Genomic DNA, 18,677 nt, shown 5'->3' with positions numbered 1-18,677 from the left:
AGCGGTCAGCCGACCGGCATCCAGGCCATGTCGATCGATGCGGTGGCCATGGCGCTGCGGCTCGGTCGTGTCCGCCGGCAGCAGGCCGGCGCACTCCCGCGGTCGGCAGCCCGGACGTGCCGTCCCGCTGGTCAGAACACCTGTGCCGAGTAGTCGATGGACCTCTTGCCCAACCCGCGGACCATGCCCGCGAGGAGGACGGCCGGGATCAGGACGAGGAGCCACTGAGCGGTGCCGCCGGAGCCGGTCAGCACGGTGTAGTTGGTGAGCGTCACGTATCCGGCGTAGGCGAATGCCGCGATCGACAGCACGGGCGCCACGACGGTCTGCCAGACGTCGTCGACGAGTCGATGACGCAGGAAGAACGCGACGACCGCCACCGAGGTGAGCAGGAGGATCGCGATGAAGCTCGCTGAGCCGAGCGCGCTGAACCACGCGAAGACCACGGTGATGGGATCGGCGCCGCCGAGCAGGAAGGCGCTGATGACGACCGCGACCGTCGCGCTGTTGACGAGTGCCGCGGTGCCAGGGCTGCCGCGACGCGAGACGGCGGCCAGCCCCCTGGGCAGGACGCCGGCGCGGCCCAGGGCGAACAGGTAGCGCGCGAACATGTTGCACAGCCCGAGCAGCATCGCGACGAAACTCGTCACCACCAGGATCTGCATGGCGAGGCTCAGTGCGTGGCCGCCGTTGTCCTCGGCCAGGCCGAAGATGAAGCCCGCGGGATCTGCGGTGGCGGTCTGCTGGATGGAGCCGATGCCGACGGCGCCACCGATCACCCAGGTCGAGAGCGTGTAGAAGACGCCCACGAACGCGATGACCAGGTACAGGGCTCGCGGGATCGTGCGGCGGGGGTCCCTGGCCTCCTCGGAGAAGACGACGGTGGCTTCGAAGCTGGTGAAACACAGGAGTGCGAAGAGCAGCGCGATGCCGAGGCCAGGGCCGAAGACGTTGTCAGCGGTGAACCCGGCGATGCTGAAGACGCCGAATCCGTGGTCCACGATCAGAACCACGACCAGGATGGCGACGACGGCTGCCTCCCCGACGATGAGGACGCCCAGCAACTTCAGGCTGGCGTCGACCCCGCGCATCGTGAGCATCGTGACCGCGGCGAAGACGGTCAGGATCCAGGCGAGCGGGGGGATGTCGATGCCGGACAGTTGCGCGACGAGCCCCTGCGCGAAGACGCCGAACTGCGACCACAGGCCGACCTGGAGGGCGAGGTAGGTCAGGAGGGCCAGGCCGGCGCCGCCGGTGGCCCAGACGTTGCCCAAGCCCTTGGCGATGTAGGCGACGAAGCCTCCCGCGTTGGTGATGTGGTGGCTCATGCGCAGGTAGCCGACGGCGAACAACGCGATCAGCAGGGCGGCGAGTGCGTAGATGACCGGTGTGCCGGGGCCCGTTGCGGAGAAGAGCACCGGACTCGCCCCCACGACGGCCGCCATCGGGGCGGCGGCGGCGACGACGAAGAAGGCGATCGCGAGGACGCCGAGCTTGTCGGGCGCCAGGCGGGTGGGTGCCGGCTCGTCGACGGCCACGGCTCCTCCGTCGGTCGTGCCTGCTGGTGGGCGAGGGGCGGTGTTGTTCTCGGTCATGGCTGCTGCTCTCGGTTGACGACTGCGCGGCTGTGTCTGCTCGCCCGGAGTCGGGACGGTTCTCCCGGTCTGCCGACCTGGAGGGGTGCCGACTCGGCGCCGTGGTCTCCGACGGGTGTCACGGATGAGGGCTCGCTCCGTGCGCCGTCGAACTCGTACGTGCGTGCTGGTCACGGTTCGGTGACCACTCGCCTCGTCAGGCGGGGCCGGGTCGGCACGAGTCGATGCCGGGTGCGCGGCCGAGGTCGATGGCGTAGGCGCCCATCGTGATGTTGACGAGCTCGCCGGTCTTCTGGTCGAGACCGAACTGGATCCCCACCGTTCGCAGCGCCGTCAGGTCGATGAGGACCATGCCCTCCACGCCGACGTTCTTCTCCAACCAGGAGAAGAGGTACGTCCTGTCGCGCAGCTTCCAGTGGGTGCAGTGGTCGGTGTCACCCAGTCCCGCCTCGGCCCCGCCGACGCAGATCCAGGTGAAGAGGTGCTCGTTGAGGTAGACGTGGTCGTACACGTCGTCACTGCTGTACGCGTAGCGGATGCGGTGACCGATGAGCTCCGTCGTGGCCGGATGGGGAATGGCCACCGCCGTGTCCGCCACGCCCGTCCATCCCTGGAACCAGGTCTGGCGAGCGCGGTGCGGCTCGGGCTGTAGGCCGAGCTCGCCGATTGCGCCCGTCGCCTGACCGGTCGTCGTGTCGAGCGCGAGGCTGACCGCGACCGGGTGGTCCCCGCCGTCCCGGAGGTAGTGCAGGAAGAACAGGCCCGGCTGCATCTCGAACAACTCGTAGGGTGCGCTGCCCTCGTGCCGACCGTCGCCGTCCAGCAGGGTCCATCGCAGCTCGCGTGCGCCGAAGTCGTGCACGAGCGTGTGATCGCTGCCGGTCACCTCCGGCACTCGGCAGCGGAGCGTCAGGGTCTGCCCCTCGAGGCCGGCCGACAGTGGGGGTCGGTACTCGTCGAAGCCCTCCGCCATGTCGCTGAGGGCGGTCCAGTCGTTCTTGTCCCAGCTGAACGCGGTTGTCGTGGGGATCGTCATGCGGCTGCCTTCCATTCGGACTGTCCATCTGGACAGTTGTGAGCGGTGGCACAGACGGTGACGCATGGCGGCAAACTGGTCAAGTGGACAGCCACAGACATCTCTGGCAACCTCGAACGCAACGCACCGTGTCCGGGACCGAACCGCGTCGCGAGGGCGGGGCGTGACCCAGGAGAGAGGCGACATGACGAGCGCATCCCCCGCGGGGCGTGCCGGTCCCCGGTACGGCGAAGGGCGACGCGCCCTCCTGGCCGCGGCCGTCCACGTCGTGGCCACCCGGGGCCTGCGCCACCTCACGTACCGCGCCGTCGCCCAGGAGGCCGGCGTCGCTCACGGGCTGGTGGCGCACCACTTCGGTACGCGAGACGCGCTCCTGGAGGCGGCACTCGAGTACTCGCTGGAGAACAGCGTTGCGTCGATCAGCACGCGGCCCGGCAGTGGGGACATCGACTCACTGTTCGCCGGCCTCGCCCAGCTCCTCGAGGACTTCTCCGACGACCAGGTCTTCGGGTTCGAGTTGATCCTGGAGTCGCGGAGGCAGCCGGAGCTGCGCCCGCACGTCGAGGCGATGTACGCGGCGTATCGAGCAGCGCTCCGGCGGGAGCTCGAGTGCGCCGGCATCGACTGCGACGACGCGCTCGTCCACCTGGTCTTCGCCGCCGTCGACGGGATGGTGTTCCAGGAGCTCGCACTCGGTCACCCGGACCGGACCCAGGCAGCCCTCGGGTACCTGCGCGGGCTGCTCTCGTTGCTCACTCCCGAGTCGCGCGATGGGAGCCCGACGGCGGGCTAGGTGCAGCTCAGCGGCTGCGGGCGCTGTTGGGCCCGCTGGCGTGACCGGCGGTCAGCCGGCGGAGAGCCCGGCCAGGAAGGTGTCGAGCAGCGCGAGCTGTGTCGCCCCCGGTGTGGGGCTCTCCGGCAGGGTGGCCAGGACCTGCAGGCCCATGGCCATGGCGAGCAGCTGCTCGGCGAGGACGTCGTCGGGCGTGCCGACCGTGACGTCGCCGTCCTCCCGTGCCTCGGCCAGCAGGCGCCGCAGCTCCCCCCGCCACTGCTGCATCGCCGCGTCGTTGAGGGCGGCGAACCGCGGGTCGGCGACGGTGCGGCTCCAGAAGGGCAGGACGATCCGGGCCTCCAGCCGCGTGACCTCGGCGGTGGGCAGCACCTCGACGAGGAACGCGCGCAGGGCCGGCCGGCCGCGCAGCCCGGCGGTGGCCGCCCGGATGCGGTCGTTGGTCCGGTCGAAGACGTAGCCGTAGGCCGCCTCGACCAGCGCGTCCTTGTTGGCGAAGTAGTGGGCGAGGGCGCCGTTGGCGTAGCCGGCCTCGCGGGCGATCTCCCGCATGGTGGCGGCGTCCGCGCCGCGGGTGGCGATCAGCCGCCACGTCACCTCGAGGATCTCGCGACGCTTGGTCCCGTGGTCTACGAGCTTGGGCACCGGGCTCCCGTCCCCTCGACGATCCGACGTCCCAGTCTGGACGACGAGGGGACGGGGCCGCGGTGCCGGGATCAGGCGCCGGTCCGCTGCGGCCGCCGGGCCAGCGCGACGGCGACGCCGGCGGCGAACGCGACGGCGATGACGACCAGCAGCACGGCGGCCAGCCCGGCGGACCCGCTGATCAGCGTGGTGAAGTTGGCCAGCACGAGCGCCACGATGCCGAGCAGGCCGAGCGTGCCCAGGAGCGGAGCGACCCGGGTGTGCCAGACGCGCCGGTCCACCCGGCTGCGGGCGAAGAAGGCCAGGACGGCCACGCTGGTCAGCACCATGAGCAGCAGGACGCTGACCGTCGCCAGGCCCGACATCCAGGTGAACAGCTGCAGCACCGGGTCCGAGCCAGCGACGGCGAAGACCGCGACCACCACGAACGCCGACGCCGTCTGCACCAGCGAGCCGACGTGCGGGGAGGCGTGGCGGTCGTGGGTCCGGCCGAGCCCGGCCGGTGCCACGCCCTGCCGGCCCAGCGCGAACAGGTACCGCGAGATCGCGTTGTGGAACGCCAGGAGCGCGGCGAACAGGCTGGTCAGCAGGAGCACCACCATGGCGTCGGCGACGGCCGGGCTCAGGTACTGCGCGGTCGCGCTGAAGACCAGTCCCGCGGTGTCGGCCCGGGCGGCCGCGACCACGCCGTCGGTGCCGAAGGCCAGCACGACCGCCCAGCTGGCCAGGGCGTAGAACCCGCCGATGAGGACCACGGCCACGTACGTGGCCAGCGGCACCGTCCGCCGCGGGTTGCGCGCCTCCTCGCCGTAGATGGCGGTGGCCTAGAAGCCGATGAAGGACGCGATCGCGAACATGATGCTGATGCCGGGTGCGCCGGAGAAGAACTCCGACGGCGTGAACGACCGGACGTCGATGCCGTCGGCCCCGCCCTGCACCAGCACGGCGATCGCCACGACGGCGATGACCCCGATCTCCAGCGTCAGCAGGACGCCCAGGACCTTGGCGCCGACGTCGATGTTGCGGTACCCGAGCAGCCCGACGACCGCCATGAGCAGCAGCGACCAGACCCACCAGGGCAGGTCCGGGCCGCCGTACTGCACGACCAGGCCCCGGGCGGTGGCGCCGGCCAGGCCGTAGATCGCCGCCTGGATGGCGGTGTAGGTGAGCAGGGCCAGCCCGGCGGCGCCGACGCCCACCGGCGTGCCGAGCCCCTTGCTGACGTAGGCGTAGAAGGCGCCGGCGTCGACGACGTGCCGGCTCATCGCCGCGTACCCGACGCTGAACAGCAGCAGGACGACGGCGGCCACCACGTAGGCCAGCGGGCTCCCGGGACCGTTGCCGATCGCGAGCATGACCGGCAGGGCGCCGCCGATCGAGGTCAGCGGCGCGGCCGCGGCGACGACCAGGAACACGATCCCGACGACGCCGATCGAGCCGCGCAGGCCGCGGCCGGCCGGCTCCTCGGTGGGGGTGGCGGCCGGGGTCGCGGTGGGGGAGAGCTCACTCATGGCAGGAACCGCCCTCGGTCGGGCCGCCGGTGGACCGGGAGCGGCAGTGGGCACTGGCGTTGGGCGGGACGTCGAGGGTGGGGTTGCGGTCGAAGAAGCCGACCGGCTTGAGCCGGAAGCCCGTGTGGTCGACCGGCATGATCGGCCAGTCCTCGGGCCGCGGGACGTGGGTGAGCCCGAAGGTGTGCCAGACGACGAGGTCGGTGGCCTCCACCCCGCGGTCGCGGGCGACGTACTCCGGCAGGCCGGCGCCGCCCGGGTGCTGGTTGACGAAGTCGCCGGCCGCGTAGCGCTCCGCGGGGTCGTACGGCGTCACCCACAGGTGCCTGGTCGCGAAGGTGGCCCGGCGGGCGATGGGGCTGTCGGGGTCGGCCAGCAGCGGTGGCTGGCCCTCCGGCAGCAGCGCGTAGGCGACCGGCTCACCGAGGCGGTTGCGGCTGTCCGGGTTGCTGATGTGCCAGACCCGGCCGACGGACTGGTCGGCCATCCGCTGCGCCTCGGACTCCGTCCGCAGCGTCGTCCGGCGCTGGGCGAAGGCGTTGCCGCGCGGGTTGCCCGACCCCATCGGGACCCGGACGAAGTCCAGCTCCTCGACGGTGTTGGTCGGGCCGTCGACGGCCATGTCCAGCCGGGCGCTGAACAGGTGCTGGTGGAACGGCGCCCCCAGGCCCGGGGCGATCTCGGAGGCGTACGGGTAGCCCTCGCCCGGGTGCGCGGAGGTGAAGACGACGCCGGTGGCCTTGACCTCGAAGCCGATGGTGCCGTCGAGGTGGAGGTACCAGTAGAAGCCGTAGTCGTAGTTGCCGATGGTGGTGAAGAAGCTGATCACCATGCGGCGCTGGCGGCGGGTCTCCGACGAGCCGGCCCACGCGTCGGTGTGCTTCCAGAGGATCCCGAAGTCCTCCTCGTGCATGCAGATGGCGTTGCGCAGCACCTGCGGGTTGCCGCGCTCGTCGGCGATGACCGCGTCGAGGTAGGTGATGTCGCCGAGGCAGTCGCAGCCCAGCTCCAGGGCGTTGGCGTACCGGCCGACCAGGTACTCGCCGGTGTCGAAGTAGTTCTGCCACGAGCGGACGGGGGACGGGTCGGCGTAGGGCACGACCATCTCGGCGATCGACGCCCGGTGGACGACCGAGCGCAGCCGGCCGCCGTCCTCGAAGCCGATCTGGTGCAGGGTCAGGCCCTCGCGGGCGTCGAACCCGACCCGCAGCTGCCAGCCCTCCCAGGTCAGCAGGTTGCCGTCGAGGGTGAAGCTCGGGCCCTCGGGCTGGGTGATCTCGATCGGCCGCTGCGTGGTGCGCATCGGCCCGGTGACCGCCGGGTCGTCGAAGTTGCCCGACTCCTCGGGCACCGGCACCGGACCGAGGTCGAGGACCTGGTCGACCGTCCTGTTCATGACGTCGACGTAGGCGACCAGTCCGTCGACGGGGTGGGCCCAGGCGTGGTCGCGCGGGTGGTCCTGGCGGAAGGCGAGGCCGCGCAGGATGCGCCGCCCGGTCTCCTCGGGGTACTCGAAGACGCCCGCCGACAGGGGCGCCACCCGGACGTCGGCGACGTCGAGGCCGCGGGCGGCCAGCGCGGCCAGCCAGCGCTCGTCGGTGGCCAGCACCTCCTCGACGAGGGCGAACTCCTCGTCGAGCACCGGCAGCTGCCCGTCGGTGGCGGCGTCGAGCGCGCGGTCGGAGACGACTGCCCGGCGGCTCACCGAGACGACGACGTCGTGGGCGTCGGGCCGCTCGACGTCGTGCAGCAGGACCCGGACCCGGCGGTCGACCGGTGCGCCGGTGTACAGCGCGGCCTTCTCCGGTTCCTCCAGGCCCACGTACACGAAGCGCGTGGAGTCGGCGACCAGGCCGGCGTCCACCAGCACCTGCCGGGCGGTGGCGACCTCCTCGGCGGTCAGCAGCTCGAGCGGGTGGGTGACGGAGGGGGCGGCAGTGGGTGCGGCCATGGGGGCTCCCTGTTTTGGTTCTACGGGTGTAGAAAGACTGCGTGACCCACGTTACAAGTGCTGTCTCGCTATGTGAAGACCGTGCCCTAAAGTCGAATGAAGGGTCGGTGCCGCGGACTGTCCGGGGGGCGGCCGCGGCGGCCGCGCTGGGGTCGGCTGCGGTGCACGTGCTCGCCCTCGCCACCGGCGCCCCGCCGTCGTCGGCGCAGGTGCTGGTGCTCCTCGGCATGGCGATGGCCTGCCTGCCCTGCGCGGTGCACCTGGCCCTGCTCCCGCGCCGGCGCGCCTGGGTGCAGGCCGCCGCCGTGTCCGCGGCCATGGTGGGAGCCCACCCGCTGGTGGCGGCCGGGCACGCGCACCACGGGACGGCCGGCGGGGGAGCGGTGGGGGTGGCGATGGTCGCCGTCCCGGCACTGGGCCTCGTCCTCGCGCTGACCGGGCTCGCCCTCGGCCGGCCGCGCGCGACGGCTGTCGGCTGACCCGCCCCGGGCCTGTCGGCTCTGCCACACCGCGGCCGGACCCGGTGCCGGTGGCCTAGCCTCGGAGGCGGCCGCAGATCCAGCCCCGGCCGCGGACCGGTCCGGGGCGCCCGTCCTGGGGAGGGCACCCATCACCGCTGGTCAGCCCCCGGTCCGCCCGCGCCCGGTGCCGAGTGCGGACGGGACGCTCCTGCGCGCCTGGTCGAACGAGCAGGACGGTGTCCCCGTCCTCCTGTGCAACGGCCTCGGTGCCTCGCCCGCCGCGTGGTCGGCCCTGCTCGCCCCGGACAGCGGTTTCCGGGTGGTCGGCTGGGACCACCGCGGGCTGGGCGGCTCGGAGCGTCCGGCCGACCCCGAGCGCGTCCGCGTCGAGGACCACGTCGCCGACGCCCGTGCCGTCCTGGATGCCTTCGACCTCCCGCCCGCGCTCGTCGTCGGCTGGTCGCTGGGGGTCAACATCGCCTTCGAGCTGGCCCTGGCCGACCGGCAGCGGGCCCGCGGCGTGCTGGCCGTGGCCGGGGTGCCCGGCGGCAGCTTCTCGTCGCTGTTCGGGTCGCTCGGCGTGCCGCGCCGGCTGCGGTCCACGGCCGGCCGGCACGGCAGCCGGCTGCTGCCGGTGGTCGGCCCGTTCCTGCCGCTGGTCACCGCAGGCCTGCAGCAGTGGCAGCCCCTGCTGTCGATGGCCGGCGCCGACCCCGGGGCGCCGGAGGCCGCCCGGCTGACCGGGCTGCTGGAGGTCGCGCACGAGTTCGCCGGTCAGGACTGGGCGTGGTTCCGGCACGCGGCCGTGGCGGCCGCCGAGCACGCGCCGCTCGACCTGTCGCCGCTGGCCGCCCCCGCCACCTTCCTGGCCGGCCGCTACGACGTGCTCGTCGACGCCGCCGACGTGCGGGCCGCCGCCGCGGCGGTCCCCGGCGCCCGGTACCGGGAGTACCCGACGTCGCACTTCCTGCCCCTGGAGCGCCCCGACGTGGTGCTCGACGAGCTGCGCCGGCTCGCCGAGGTGTGCGCCGCCCGCGGCTGAGGACGCCGGCTACCGGCGGGCGGCACCCAGGACCGCCTCCACCCGGGCGGCCGCCGCGAGCAGCGCGCCGTCGGTGCCGGGCAGTGACTCCAGGGACAGGCCGATCGGCAGCCCGGCGGCCGTCGCGCCCGCCGGCAGCGAGATCGACGGCATCCCGGCGGTCGACCCCGGCCCGGTGTTGCGGATCGTGGTCAGGAAGACCGGCACCTGCCGGCCGGCCAGCTCGGTCGTGTCGTCGTCCCCGACCGGTGGCGCCGGCATCGGCACCGTCGGGTAGACGAGCGCGTCGAGCGGGTCGCCGTCCGGGAGGCGCAGCGCGGCGGCGTAGGCCGCGCGCAGCCGCTCCCGGACGGCGAGGTTCTCCCGGTGGACCGATTCGGTGACCGAGCCGCCGGCGGCGAGCTCGAGCGCCCCGCGGACGTCGGGGGAGGCGACCTGGGCCAGGACGTCGGCGAGGGTCAGCCGGCTCTCCGGCCCGGGCAGCGTGGCGAGGTAGGCCGGCAGCTCGCGGGCGATCTCGAAGAACACGATCGGGAACCCGCACTCCGCGTCCAGCGCGTGCGCGTCCGCCACGCAGACCTCGACCAGCTCCACGCCGGCGTCGGCGAGCCGGTCCAGCGCCCGCTGCGTGGTGGCCGCGACCTCCGGGTGGAGGTCGTCGTGGAAGCCGATCCGGGGGACGCCGAGCCGCAGCGGCCGGTCGTCGGGGGCGGGTGCCTGCTGCCCGGTGACCAGCTCGTCGACCAGCGCGGCGTCGGCGACGGTCGTGGCGAGCACCCCCGCGGTGTCGCGGGTGCTGGAGATCGGCACCGTGCGGCCGGAGCCCCAGCGGCCGACCGTCGGGCGCCAGCCGACCAGACCGCAGTGCGCCGCCGGCACCCGCACCGAGCCGCCGGTGTCGGTGCCCAGCGCGACGGGGACGACGCCGGTGGCCACGGCGACCGCCGAACCGCCCGAGGAGCCGCCGGCCGAGCGGCTCGGGTCGTGCGGGTTCCGGACCGGGCCGAACGCGGCGTTGTTGCTGGTGACGCCGAGCGCCAGCTCGTGCAGGTTCGTCTTGCCGACCACCGCCGCCCCGGCCGCCCGCAGCCGCTCGACCGCGTGCTGGTCGCGGCCCGGCCGGGAGTGCCGCAGCGCCGGGGTCCCGCCGGTGGTGGGCAGGTCGCGGGTGTCGAGGTTGTCCTTCACCGCCAGCGGGACGCCGGCCAGCGGCCCGGACCCGCCCGCCGCGGTGTCGGCGACGGTGATGAAGGCGCCCAGGTCGGCGATCGCGCGCGCCCGCTCCAGGCTCTCGGCGAGCACCTCCTCCGCGGACGTCGCCGCGATGCGCTGCCGGACCTGGTCGATCGTCGCCACGTCGTCCCCTCCCGCCGGTCCCGGTGCGGCGTCATCCTGCCCGCCGCGTGGCTACCGTGGCGCGGTGCGGATCGCCTCCCTGCTGCCGGCCGCGACGGAGATGGTGACGGCACTCGGGCTGGCCGACCGGCTGGTCGCGGTCACCTTCGAGTGTCCCGCCGAGGCCCGGCAGCGCTGCCCCGTCGTCGTCGACACCGCCCTCCCGCAGGGGCTCGCGCCGGCGGACGTCGACGCCTGGGTGCGCGACCGGGTCGCCGCGGGGTTGCCCCTCTACGAGCTCGACCGCCCGGCGCTGGCCGCGGCCGACCCCGACCTGATCCTGACCCAGGACCTCTGCCGGGTCTGCGCGCTCCCGGCGGCGACCGTGGAGGAGGCGTGCCGGGCGATCGGCACCGACGCCGAGGTCGTCTCGATCGACCCGCACACCCTGGACGAGGTGCTCGACGCGCTCGCGGCGGTCGGGCGCGCGGCCGGCGTCCCCGACGTCGCGGCGGACCTGGTGGGGGAGCTGCGCGGCCGGCTGGCCGCCGTCGAGCGGGCGGTCGCGGGCCGGCCCCGGCCGCGGGTGCTCGTCCTGGAGTGGACCGACCCGCCCTACCTCCCCGGTCACTGGGTGCCCGAGCTCGTCCGCCGGGCAGGGGGCGAGCCGGTGGGGGCCCTCGACGGCGACCGCAGCGTGGCGGCGGATTGGGCGGACCTGCCGGCCGCGGACCTGGTCGTCGTCGCGCCGTGTGGGCTGGGCCTGGCGGCGGCGCTCGAGCAGTGCGCGGCGGTCGCGGAGCGGCTGCCGGGGATGCCCCTGCTGGCGATCGACTCCGCCCGCTGCGTGGTGCAGGCCGGACCGGGCCTCGTCGACGGGGTCGAGGCCCTCGCCTGGGCGCTGCACCCCGGCGCGGTCCCGGAGCCGCCGGCCGGGCGGGTCGCCCGGCCGGCCGGCTGAGCGGGGCGTTCCCGCCCCGAGCCGTCTGCCCTACAGCTGGGCGACACCGACGACCGGGACGCCGAACCCGCCCAGGCCGTCGGCGTCGCCCGGGTCGTCGGTGAGCACGACCGCCGAGCCGACGCCGAGGTCGCGCAGCACGTGCGCGGTCAGGCGGTGCGCGGCCTCCGCCGGGTCGCCGCCGTCCTCGCACATCGGCCGGCGTCCCCGCAGGTAGACCACCACGCCGCGGCCCGCCGTCCGCACCGCGGTGAGCGCGGCGTCCAGGTCGCCGGCGCAGCGGCACTGCACCGACCCGAGCAGGTCACCGGCCAGGCACTCGACGTGCACGCGGACCGGCACGGCGTGGCCGCCGTCGACGTCCCCGGCGACGACCGCCAGGTGCTCGGTGCCGTCGGCCGCGTCGACGTAGACGTGCCGCCGGAACTCCCCGTGCCGGGTGGTCAGGGAGACGGTGCCCGCCGGCCGCACCGGGGACTCGACCCGTTCCCGGTGCCGGACGACGTCCTCCACGTCGACGGCGGCGAGGGCGTCCAGCGCCGGCGGCAGGGGCTCCCACCCCGACTCCGGCACCGCCGCCAGCACCGCCGCGGGAACCAGCCCGGCCAGGCGGCACAGGTCGGTCGCGGCCTCCGGCGGCGCCGAGCGCTCCAGCACGCCACCCGGGCGCACCCGCACCGGCACGACGTGCCCGGGACGGACGAGGTCCGCCGGGGTCGTCGACGGGTGGGCCAGCGCGCGGGCGGTCCGGGCGCGCTCCAGGGCGGAGATGCCCGTGGTTAGGCCGGCGCACGCGTCGACCGACACGGCGAACGCCTCACGGCCGGCGTCGTCGGCCTCCATCAGAGGGATGTCGAGGGCCGCCAGCCGTTCCCCCTCGAGGGCCACGCAGGCGAAGCCGCTGCTGTAGCGGACCAGAAGGGCCATGGTCTCGCCGGTGACCCGCTCGGCGGCGATCACCAGGTGCCGCTCGCCGGCGCAGGTGAGGACCACCGGCTCGCCGCGGCGCAGCGCCGCCAGGGCGCCGGGCACACCGTCGACCCGCTCCGGGCACTCGGCCAGCACGGTCATCGCCCGGCCCCCTGTCCGGCGGGCACCGCGGTGTCGCGGCGGGCCGACACCAGCTCGGCGAAGCGGACCACCTCGTCCGCGACGGTGTGCAGCTGTTCCACGACGCGCTGGTCGCTGCACGTCCCGTCCGCGAAGCTGCACTGCGCGGAGTTGATGGCCGCGCCGTACGGGGTGACCCACCCGCGCAGGGCGTGCACGATCGCCCGCAGCGCGGTCAGCGTGGTCACCGACGCCTGCCAGCCGTACGCGGTCACGATCAGCCCGACCGACCGGTCGGCGAGGTAGGGCAGCCGGTCGGACCGCATGTCCTCGGTGTGGTCGAGGGCGTTCTTCACCAGGCCCGACAGCGAGCCGTGGTAGCCCGGCGAGGCGACGATCACCCCGTCGGCCCGCCGCAGCTCGGCGACGAGGTCCTCGGCCACGGGGCCACCGCTGCCGCACTCCGGGGCGTACATCGGCAGCTGGGTGAGCTCCGCGCCGGAGAAGACGCGGGTCGTGGCGCCGAGCGCCTCGACCCGGCGCATCGCGGTGCGCAGCGCCTGCTCGCTGGACGAGCCGGGGCGCACCGTGCCGCCGAGGCCGACGACGTGCAGTGGCCGCGCTCCGTCCCGTCCCGGGTCCGGGCGGGCGGTGGTCGCCGCGGCCACGTCAGGCCCCCGCCGGCACGGCCGGCCGGCTCGCGGCGGCGACCCGCCGCTGGCTGACCTCCGGGGTCCAGTGGTCGGGCTGGTCGGCCCACAGGTCGCGCAGCTGCGGGATGACCTGGGTGCCGAACAGGTGGGTGTTCTCGGCCGCGGTCTCCTCCGGGAGGTTGCCCATGTGCAGGGAGGCGATCAGCTGGCCGACGCGCAGCTCGGTGGCCAGCTCGCGCAGGCGCTGGGCCACGCGGTCGGGGGTGCCCGCGACGATGTAGCCCTTCTCGTCGTACTCCCAGAAGCTCATCTCCCCGCGCACCGCCCGCTCGCGGTCGGCGGCGGCCGCGGGGTTGGTCGTGTGCTTGAGCGTCTGGGCGAGGGAGGTCGTCGAGTTGTAGCCGGGCGGGGTGGCGTACCGCATGGCGGGGTTGCGCACCCGCTGGAAGTACTTGACCGCCTCGTAGTACTTGGCCTCCGCCTCGGCGTCGGTGTCGGCCACGCAGACCAGCTGGGTGAAGGCCATGCGGTGCGGGTTCATGTCGCCGTCGTTGGCGGCGACGTAGTCCCAGTAGCCGTCGACCAGGGGCTTGGCCGCCTGGAGGCCGGAGAAGGAGAGGTGGCCGTAGCAGTAGTTCTCGCGGGTCACCAGCTCCCACGTCTCGACACTGCTCGACCCGGGGATCCAGATCGGCGGCCGCGGCTGGATCGGCCGGGGCCAGAGGTTGACGTAGCGCAGCTGGGTGTACTTGCCGTTGAAGGCGAACGGCTCCCGCTCCTCCCACGCGCGCAGGACGAGCCGGCGCGCCTCGTGGAAGCGGTCGCGCAGCTCCACCGGGGTGCGGGCGTAGGCGAAGGCGGAGTCCATGGGGGTGCCGAAGACGAAGCCGGCGATGAGCCGTCCCTCGGACAGGCAGTCCAGGTAGGCCATCTCCTCGGCGACCCGCGTCGGCGGGTTGTACAGCGCCAGGGAGTCGCCGATCACCAGGATCGCCGCGTTCTCGGTGCTGCTCGCGAGGCTGGCGGCCAGCAGGTTGGGCGACGGCGTCATCGCGAACGGCGTCTGGTGGTGCTCGTTGACCGCCAGGCCGTCGAAGCCGTCCCGGTCGGCCTGCTGCATGAGGCGGATGAACATCCGGTAGTTCTCACCGACGCGCTCGGGGTCGGCCATGTCGATCGGGCTGTCCACCCAGGCCCCCTGGCCGGGGGCCGGGAACTGGTCAGGGAGCCCGTCGTACGTCACTTCCGCGAACCAGTGGAACTTCATCGTCGCCTCATCCCGGACTGTCGCGTCCTCGTCGCCGCTGGGAACGGGCCCACTGTCGAACGGCCCGGCAGCCCCGGACAACGGACGTCCGTCCACTCGTGCCCGGGGAGCGGTGGGCAGCGTCACACCCGTCCGGCGACCGCGGACGGACGACCGACGGCGACGACCGCGGTGGAGAGATGTCCACCCCACATGCGTGAGGTGTGTGCGGTTAACCCTGTTCCGCCGGTCCGCCTGCTCCGCACACTGGGCGGACGTGAGGTCGGTCACACGGGTGGGCGCCCCTGCGGAGACGCGTCCGACCGGGTGGCGAGCTGCCGTACGGTGAGGACACGGAGGTGACCCGGGCCACATGACCAGCGCACCAGCCGCGGCGTCGGGCCGGCGCGTGCCCGCGGCCACCGTCCCGGCCGCCCGCAACGGCGGGCTCCCGCGCAGCGGGGCTGCCGGGCCGGCGCACCGGGCCATCGCCCACCTGCTGCACCTGCTCGCCGAGGAGGCGCCCGCCGAGGCCTTCGACCGGCTCTCGCGCAGCGTGCTGGACGCGACCGCCCCCGCCGACCGGGACCTCGCGCTGACCGCGCTGGCGCGGGCGGGGCGGGTGCGGGAGCTGCTGGCCCACCGCAAGCGCCGGGAGAAGGAGACCCAGGCGCTGTACGAGAGCGCCCGGGACCTCGCCTCGCTGCGGGACGGCGAGCAGGTGCTCGAGGCGATCGTGCACCGGACCCGCCAGCTGCTCGGCACCGACGCCGCCTACCTGGCGCTGGTGGACGAGGACACCGGCGAGGTCTACATGCGGCTGACCCTCGGCACGGTCACCACGCGGATCGAGTCGGTCCGCCAGCGACCGGGGCAGGGCATCGGCGGGCGGATCATCCGGACCGGCCGGCCCTACGCGACGGCCAACTACCAGGCCGACCGGAGCCTGGACCGGGATCCCTCCGTCGCCGACGCGGTGGTCGAGGACGGCATCGTCGGCATCATCGGCGCACCGCTGCGGGTCGGCGGGGACGTCGTCGGCGCCCTGTTCGGCGCCAACCGGTACGAGCGCTCGTTCGAGCCGAGCGAGGTCGCGCTGCTGTCCTCGCTCGCCGACCACGCCGCGATCGTCATCGAGAACGTGCGGCTGTTCGAGCGGGCGGAGCGGACGGCAGAGGAGCTGCGGACGGCCAACGCCCAGCAGCGCGTGCAGGGGCAGGCGCTGGAACGCGGCACCTCGGCGCACGGGCAGCTGATGCGCACGGTGCTGCGGCGGGCGGACCTCGCCGAGCTGCTCGACGCGATCGGCGCGATCCTCGAGGGTGAGGTCGCGTTCGTCGACCCGAACGGCCAGGTCGTGGCCACCACCCGGGCCGGCGGCCGATCGCCGGCCGCGGACCTGGCGGCCGCGGGACCGGATGCGCCGGCGACGGCCCGCCCGGGCGGCGCGCGCCGGCTCGACGGGCCGGCCGACGCCGGGGGCGAGAGCTGGGCGGTGCCGGTGCAGGCGGGCCCGGACTCCTTCGGGCACCTGGTGTTCCGTGCCGCCGAGCCGCTGCTCGAGGCCGACGTGCGCGTCCTCGAGCGCTCGGCGCAGACGGCGGCGCTCCTGCTGCTGATGGAGCGGCAGGCGGCGGCGGCCGAGCAGCACGTCCGGGGAGAGGTCATCGCCGACCTGCTCGCCGAGCGGGAGCCCCGCTGGGACTCCTTCACCCGCCGGGCCAAGCGCGCCAGCGGCATCGACTTCGACGTCCCCCACACCGTGCTCGTCCTCACCGCGGGCGGAGTGCCGCGCCGGCGTCTGCTCCGGGCGACGGCGGACTACGCGGCCACGCGCCGCGGGCTGGCCAGCGAGCACGCCGGGAAGGTGGTGCTGCTGCTGCCGGGGGTCGACGAGGCCACCGTCGGCCGCACCGTCAAGCCGCAGCTGGACCGGATGACCGGCGGGCAGGTCACCTGCGGCGTGGCCGGGCCGGCTACCTCGGCGGCCGCGGTGCGCGAGCTGCACCGCAGCGCCGACCGGTGCCACCGGCTGCTGCTGGCGCTGGGCCGCGAGGGGCAGGCCGCCGGGGTGGAGGACCTCGGCGTCATCGGCCTGGTGCTCAGCGGCACCTCGCGCGAGCAGCTGGAGCAGGTGCTCGCCGAGACCCTCGGTCCGGTCGTCCGCTACGACGAGGAGCACGGCACCCCGCTGGTCGAGACGCTGTCGGTCTTCTTCGCCGCCGGGCAGAACCCGCGGGCGGCGGCCCGCTCCCTCCGGGTGCACCCCAACACCGTCTACCAGCGCCTCGAGCGGGTCGACGTCGTCCTCGGGCACCGGACGTGGCGCGAGCCGCAGGGCGCCCTGACCATGCAGATGGCCCTGCAGCTCCACCGGGTCGTCCAGCAGGTCCCGATCGAGGTGCTGGTCGGCTCGTGAACGGCCCGGGTCAGCGCCCCGCCCCGACCGGCCGCGCCCCGGCGCCGTCCGCCGTCCTGGCCCGGCTGCTCGACGTGCTCGCCGAGGAGGGGCCGATCACGGAGATCGACGCCCTCGCCGCCCAGGTGCGCGAGGCGCCGCAGCTCCCGGACCGCCAGGTGCTGCTGCTCGCCGCCGAGGACGCCCGCCGCATCCGGGAGCTGCTCGCGCAGCGGAAGCGGCGCGAGGCGGAGATGCAGGCGCTGTACGAGACCGCCCGCGACCTCACGTCGCTGCGGGACGTCGACGGCGCCCTGCACGCGATCGTGGACCGCGTGCGCCGGCTGCTGGGCGCGGACCTCACGTACATCGCGCTGGTAGACGAGGAGACCGGCGACGCGTACATGCGGGTCACCTCGGGCGCGCGGACCGTGCCGATCGAGTCGGTGCGCCAGCCGCGCGGCTGGGGCATCGGTGGCCGGGTCATCGAGACCGGCCAGCCGATCGCCACGGCCGACTACCTGGCCGATCCCCGCCTCACGCTCTCGCCCTCGGTCTCGGCGGCCGTCCGCGAGGAGGGCATCGTCGGCATCGTCGGCGTCCCGATGAAGCTGGGCTCGCAGGTGGTGGGTGCGCTCTTCGCCGCCGACCGCCGCCGGCGGACGTTCGACCAGGCCGAGATCGCCCTGCTCTCGTCGTTGGCCGACCACGCCTCGGTGGTCATCGAGAACGCCCGCCTGTTCGCCGGCGTGCGGGCCTCCACCGAGGAGCTGCGCGAGGCCAACGCCCGCCTGTCCGCGCAGCGGCACGTGCTGGAGCGGGCCAGCGAGGCCCACGAGCAGCTGATGCCGCTGGCCCTCAGCCGCGCCGACCTCGGCCAGTTCGCCGAGACGGTCGCCCGCATCCTGGACGGTGCCGTCGAGCTCGTGGACACCGACGACCGGCTGCTGGCCGCGGCGGACGGCCCGGCCGGGGACGACGCCGGCCCGGCCGCGGCGGCGGTCGTCCGGGTGCGGGCCGGCAAGGAGGTCTTCGGCAGCCTGCGTCTGACCCGCGTCACCCCGCTCACCGAGGCGGAGACGCGGACGCTGGAGCGCGCGGCGCAGACCGCCGCCCTGCTGGTCCTCATGGAGCGACAGACTGCGCTCCTGGAGGAGGAGCTGCGCGCCGAGCTCCTCGACGACCTGCTCGCCGACGGGACCCCGGACCGGGACGTCGTGCGCCGGCGCGCCGAGCGGCTCGGCGTGCTGCGCCCGGGAGAGCCGCAGACGCTGGTGGTCTGCTCGGCCACCGACGTGCCGCTGTCGGCGCTGCTGGCCGCCGCGGCCGACCTGGCCGCGCGGTCGAGCGGCCTGGCCAGCGAGCACAGCGGGTCGGTGGTCGTCCTCCTGCCGGGCACGGACGGCGGGGCGGCGGCGCGGACGGTCGCCGCCGAGCTCGGCAGATCCGTGGGCGCCCCGGTCACCGCGGGCGCCTCCGGGCAGGCGGCGACGGCGACCGACCTGCGCGCCCTGCACCGGGAGGCGGCCCGGGGGCACCGGCTCCTGCTCGCCCTCGGGCGGGAGGGGGACGGGGCGACGCTGCAGGAGCTGGGCATCGTCGGCCAGCTGCTGGAGGGCGCGACACCCGGGCGGGTGCAGCGGGTCGTCGACCGCGTGCTCGGGCCGCTGACCGCCTACGACACCCAGCACTCGGCGGCGCTGTTCGACACCGTGGAGGCCTACTTCGCCTGCGGGCAGAGCCCGCCGGAGGCGGCGCGCCGGCTGCAGGTGCACGTCAACACCGTCTACCAGCGGCTGGAGCGGGTCGACCGGGTGCTCGGCGGTGCCGGCTGGCGGGAACCGCAGGGGGCCCTGGAGATGCAGATGGCCCTGCAGCTGTACCGCGCCACCCGGCCTGCCGCGCCCGGGGAGCCAGCGGCTCCCTGACTGACGGCCCGGTCCGGCCCCTGTCTGGCGATCAGCACCGAGGGGAGGGGACCGGACCCCGCGGGGTCCGGT

At 74.7% G+C, this 18,677-nt stretch carries 14 protein-coding genes and 1 pseudogene; 6 read left to right on the top strand and 9 right to left on the bottom strand.

Going from position 1 to position 18,677, the window contains the following annotated elements:
* Nucleotides 1–131 precede the first annotated feature (131 nt).
* The gene (locus ACI784_RS05265; protein ID WP_456925723.1) at nt 132–1,538 is read right to left on the bottom strand and encodes an APC family permease; all 1,407 of its coding nucleotides are present in this window, start codon (nt 1,536–1,538) and stop codon (nt 132–134) included.
* 253 nt (nt 1,539–1,791) lie between these two features.
* Nucleotides 1,792–2,631: a MoaF C-terminal domain-containing protein gene (locus ACI784_RS05260; protein WP_456925722.1), complete on the bottom strand. Its 840-nt coding sequence runs from the start codon at nt 2,629–2,631 to the stop codon at nt 1,792–1,794.
* A gap of 184 nt (nt 2,632–2,815) precedes the next feature.
* On the opposite strand from ACI784_RS05260, the gene ACI784_RS05255 reads away from it, so the two are divergent.
* Entirely contained in the window at nt 2,816–3,424 is a 609-nt protein-coding gene (locus tag ACI784_RS05255; RefSeq protein WP_457012717.1) for a TetR/AcrR family transcriptional regulator, read from the top strand.
* Nucleotides 3,425–3,475: 51 nt separating this feature from the next.
* Here ACI784_RS05255 and ACI784_RS05250 read toward each other — a convergent pair whose 3' ends face one another.
* From ACI784_RS05250 to ACI784_RS05240, 3 genes and pseudogenes are all read right to left on the bottom strand, one after another.
* Entirely contained in the window at nt 3,476–4,069 is a 594-nt protein-coding gene (locus ACI784_RS05250; RefSeq protein WP_457012716.1) for a TetR/AcrR family transcriptional regulator, read from the bottom strand.
* A 71-nt stretch (nt 4,070–4,140) separates the two neighbouring features.
* A pseudogene (locus ACI784_RS05245) lies at nt 4,141–5,580 on the bottom strand (APC family permease).
* The gene (locus ACI784_RS05240) at nt 5,573–7,531 is read right to left on the bottom strand and encodes a primary-amine oxidase (RefSeq protein WP_457012715.1); all 1,959 of its coding nucleotides are present in this window, start codon (nt 7,529–7,531) and stop codon (nt 5,573–5,575) included. The pseudogene ACI784_RS05245 and the gene ACI784_RS05240 overlap by 8 nt, the downstream one beginning before the upstream one ends.
* Nucleotides 7,532–7,638: 107 nt before the next feature.
* On the opposite strand from ACI784_RS05240, the gene ACI784_RS05235 reads away from it, so the two are divergent.
* Nucleotides 7,639–8,010 carry a hypothetical protein gene (locus tag ACI784_RS05235; RefSeq protein ID WP_457012714.1) on the top strand — a complete coding sequence of 124 codons (372 nt, stop codon included), beginning with the start codon at nt 7,639–7,641 and terminating at the stop codon, nt 8,008–8,010.
* Between the two features lie 166 nt (nt 8,011–8,176).
* Nucleotides 8,177–9,034 (top strand): alpha/beta fold hydrolase, encoded by an 858-nt coding sequence (locus ACI784_RS05230; protein ID WP_457012713.1) that lies wholly within the window; start codon nt 8,177–8,179, stop codon nt 9,032–9,034.
* Nucleotides 9,035–9,043: 9 nt separating this feature from the next.
* On the opposite strand, the gene ACI784_RS05225 is transcribed toward ACI784_RS05230, so the two are convergent.
* The gene (locus ACI784_RS05225; RefSeq protein WP_457012712.1) at nt 9,044–10,390 is read right to left on the bottom strand and encodes an amidase family protein; all 1,347 of its coding nucleotides are present in this window, start codon (nt 10,388–10,390) and stop codon (nt 9,044–9,046) included.
* A gap of 64 nt (nt 10,391–10,454) precedes the next feature.
* Between ACI784_RS05225 and ACI784_RS05220 the strand changes: the two genes are divergently transcribed.
* Entirely contained in the window at nt 10,455–11,330 is an 876-nt protein-coding gene (locus ACI784_RS05220; protein WP_457012711.1) for an ABC transporter substrate-binding protein, read from the top strand.
* 30 nt (nt 11,331–11,360) lie between these two features.
* Here the strand turns inward: ACI784_RS05220 and ACI784_RS05215 are convergent, their stop codons facing one another.
* Genes ACI784_RS05215 through ACI784_RS05205 form a run of 3 tightly spaced genes read right to left on the bottom strand, consistent with a single transcriptional unit; the run spans nt 11,361 to nt 14,300 of the window.
* Nucleotides 11,361–12,401, bottom strand: a complete 1,041-nt coding sequence (locus ACI784_RS05215) for a 3,4-dihydroxy-2-butanone-4-phosphate synthase (protein WP_457012710.1) — start codon at nt 12,399–12,401, stop codon at nt 11,361–11,363.
* Complete coding sequence (locus ACI784_RS05210; protein WP_456925712.1) at nt 12,398–13,048, bottom strand: NADPH-dependent FMN reductase; 651 nt, start codon at nt 13,046–13,048, stop codon at nt 12,398–12,400. Before ACI784_RS05210 ends, ACI784_RS05215 begins: the two co-directional genes overlap by 4 nt.
* 1 nt (nt 13,049) lies before the next feature.
* Complete coding sequence (locus ACI784_RS05205; protein WP_457012709.1) at nt 13,050–14,300, bottom strand: LLM class flavin-dependent oxidoreductase; 1,251 nt, start codon at nt 14,298–14,300, stop codon at nt 13,050–13,052.
* Between the two features lie 352 nt (nt 14,301–14,652).
* Between ACI784_RS05205 and ACI784_RS05200 the strand changes: the two genes are divergently transcribed.
* Both ACI784_RS05200 and ACI784_RS05195 read left to right on the top strand, forming a co-directional pair.
* A complete protein-coding gene (locus ACI784_RS05200) occupies nt 14,653–16,698 on the top strand; it encodes a helix-turn-helix domain-containing protein (protein ID WP_457012708.1) in 2,046 nt (681 codons plus the stop codon).
* A complete protein-coding gene (locus ACI784_RS05195) occupies nt 16,695–18,605 on the top strand; it encodes a helix-turn-helix domain-containing protein (protein WP_457012707.1) in 1,911 nt (636 codons plus the stop codon). Before ACI784_RS05200 ends, ACI784_RS05195 begins: the two co-directional genes overlap by 4 nt.
* The last annotated feature ends 72 nt before the right edge of the window (nt 18,606–18,677 follow it).

Source organism: Geodermatophilus sp. SYSU D01186 (assembly GCF_054050215.1).
Note: the sequence above shows the minus strand (reverse complement) of the source record. Positions and strands in the feature narration are given on the sequence as shown.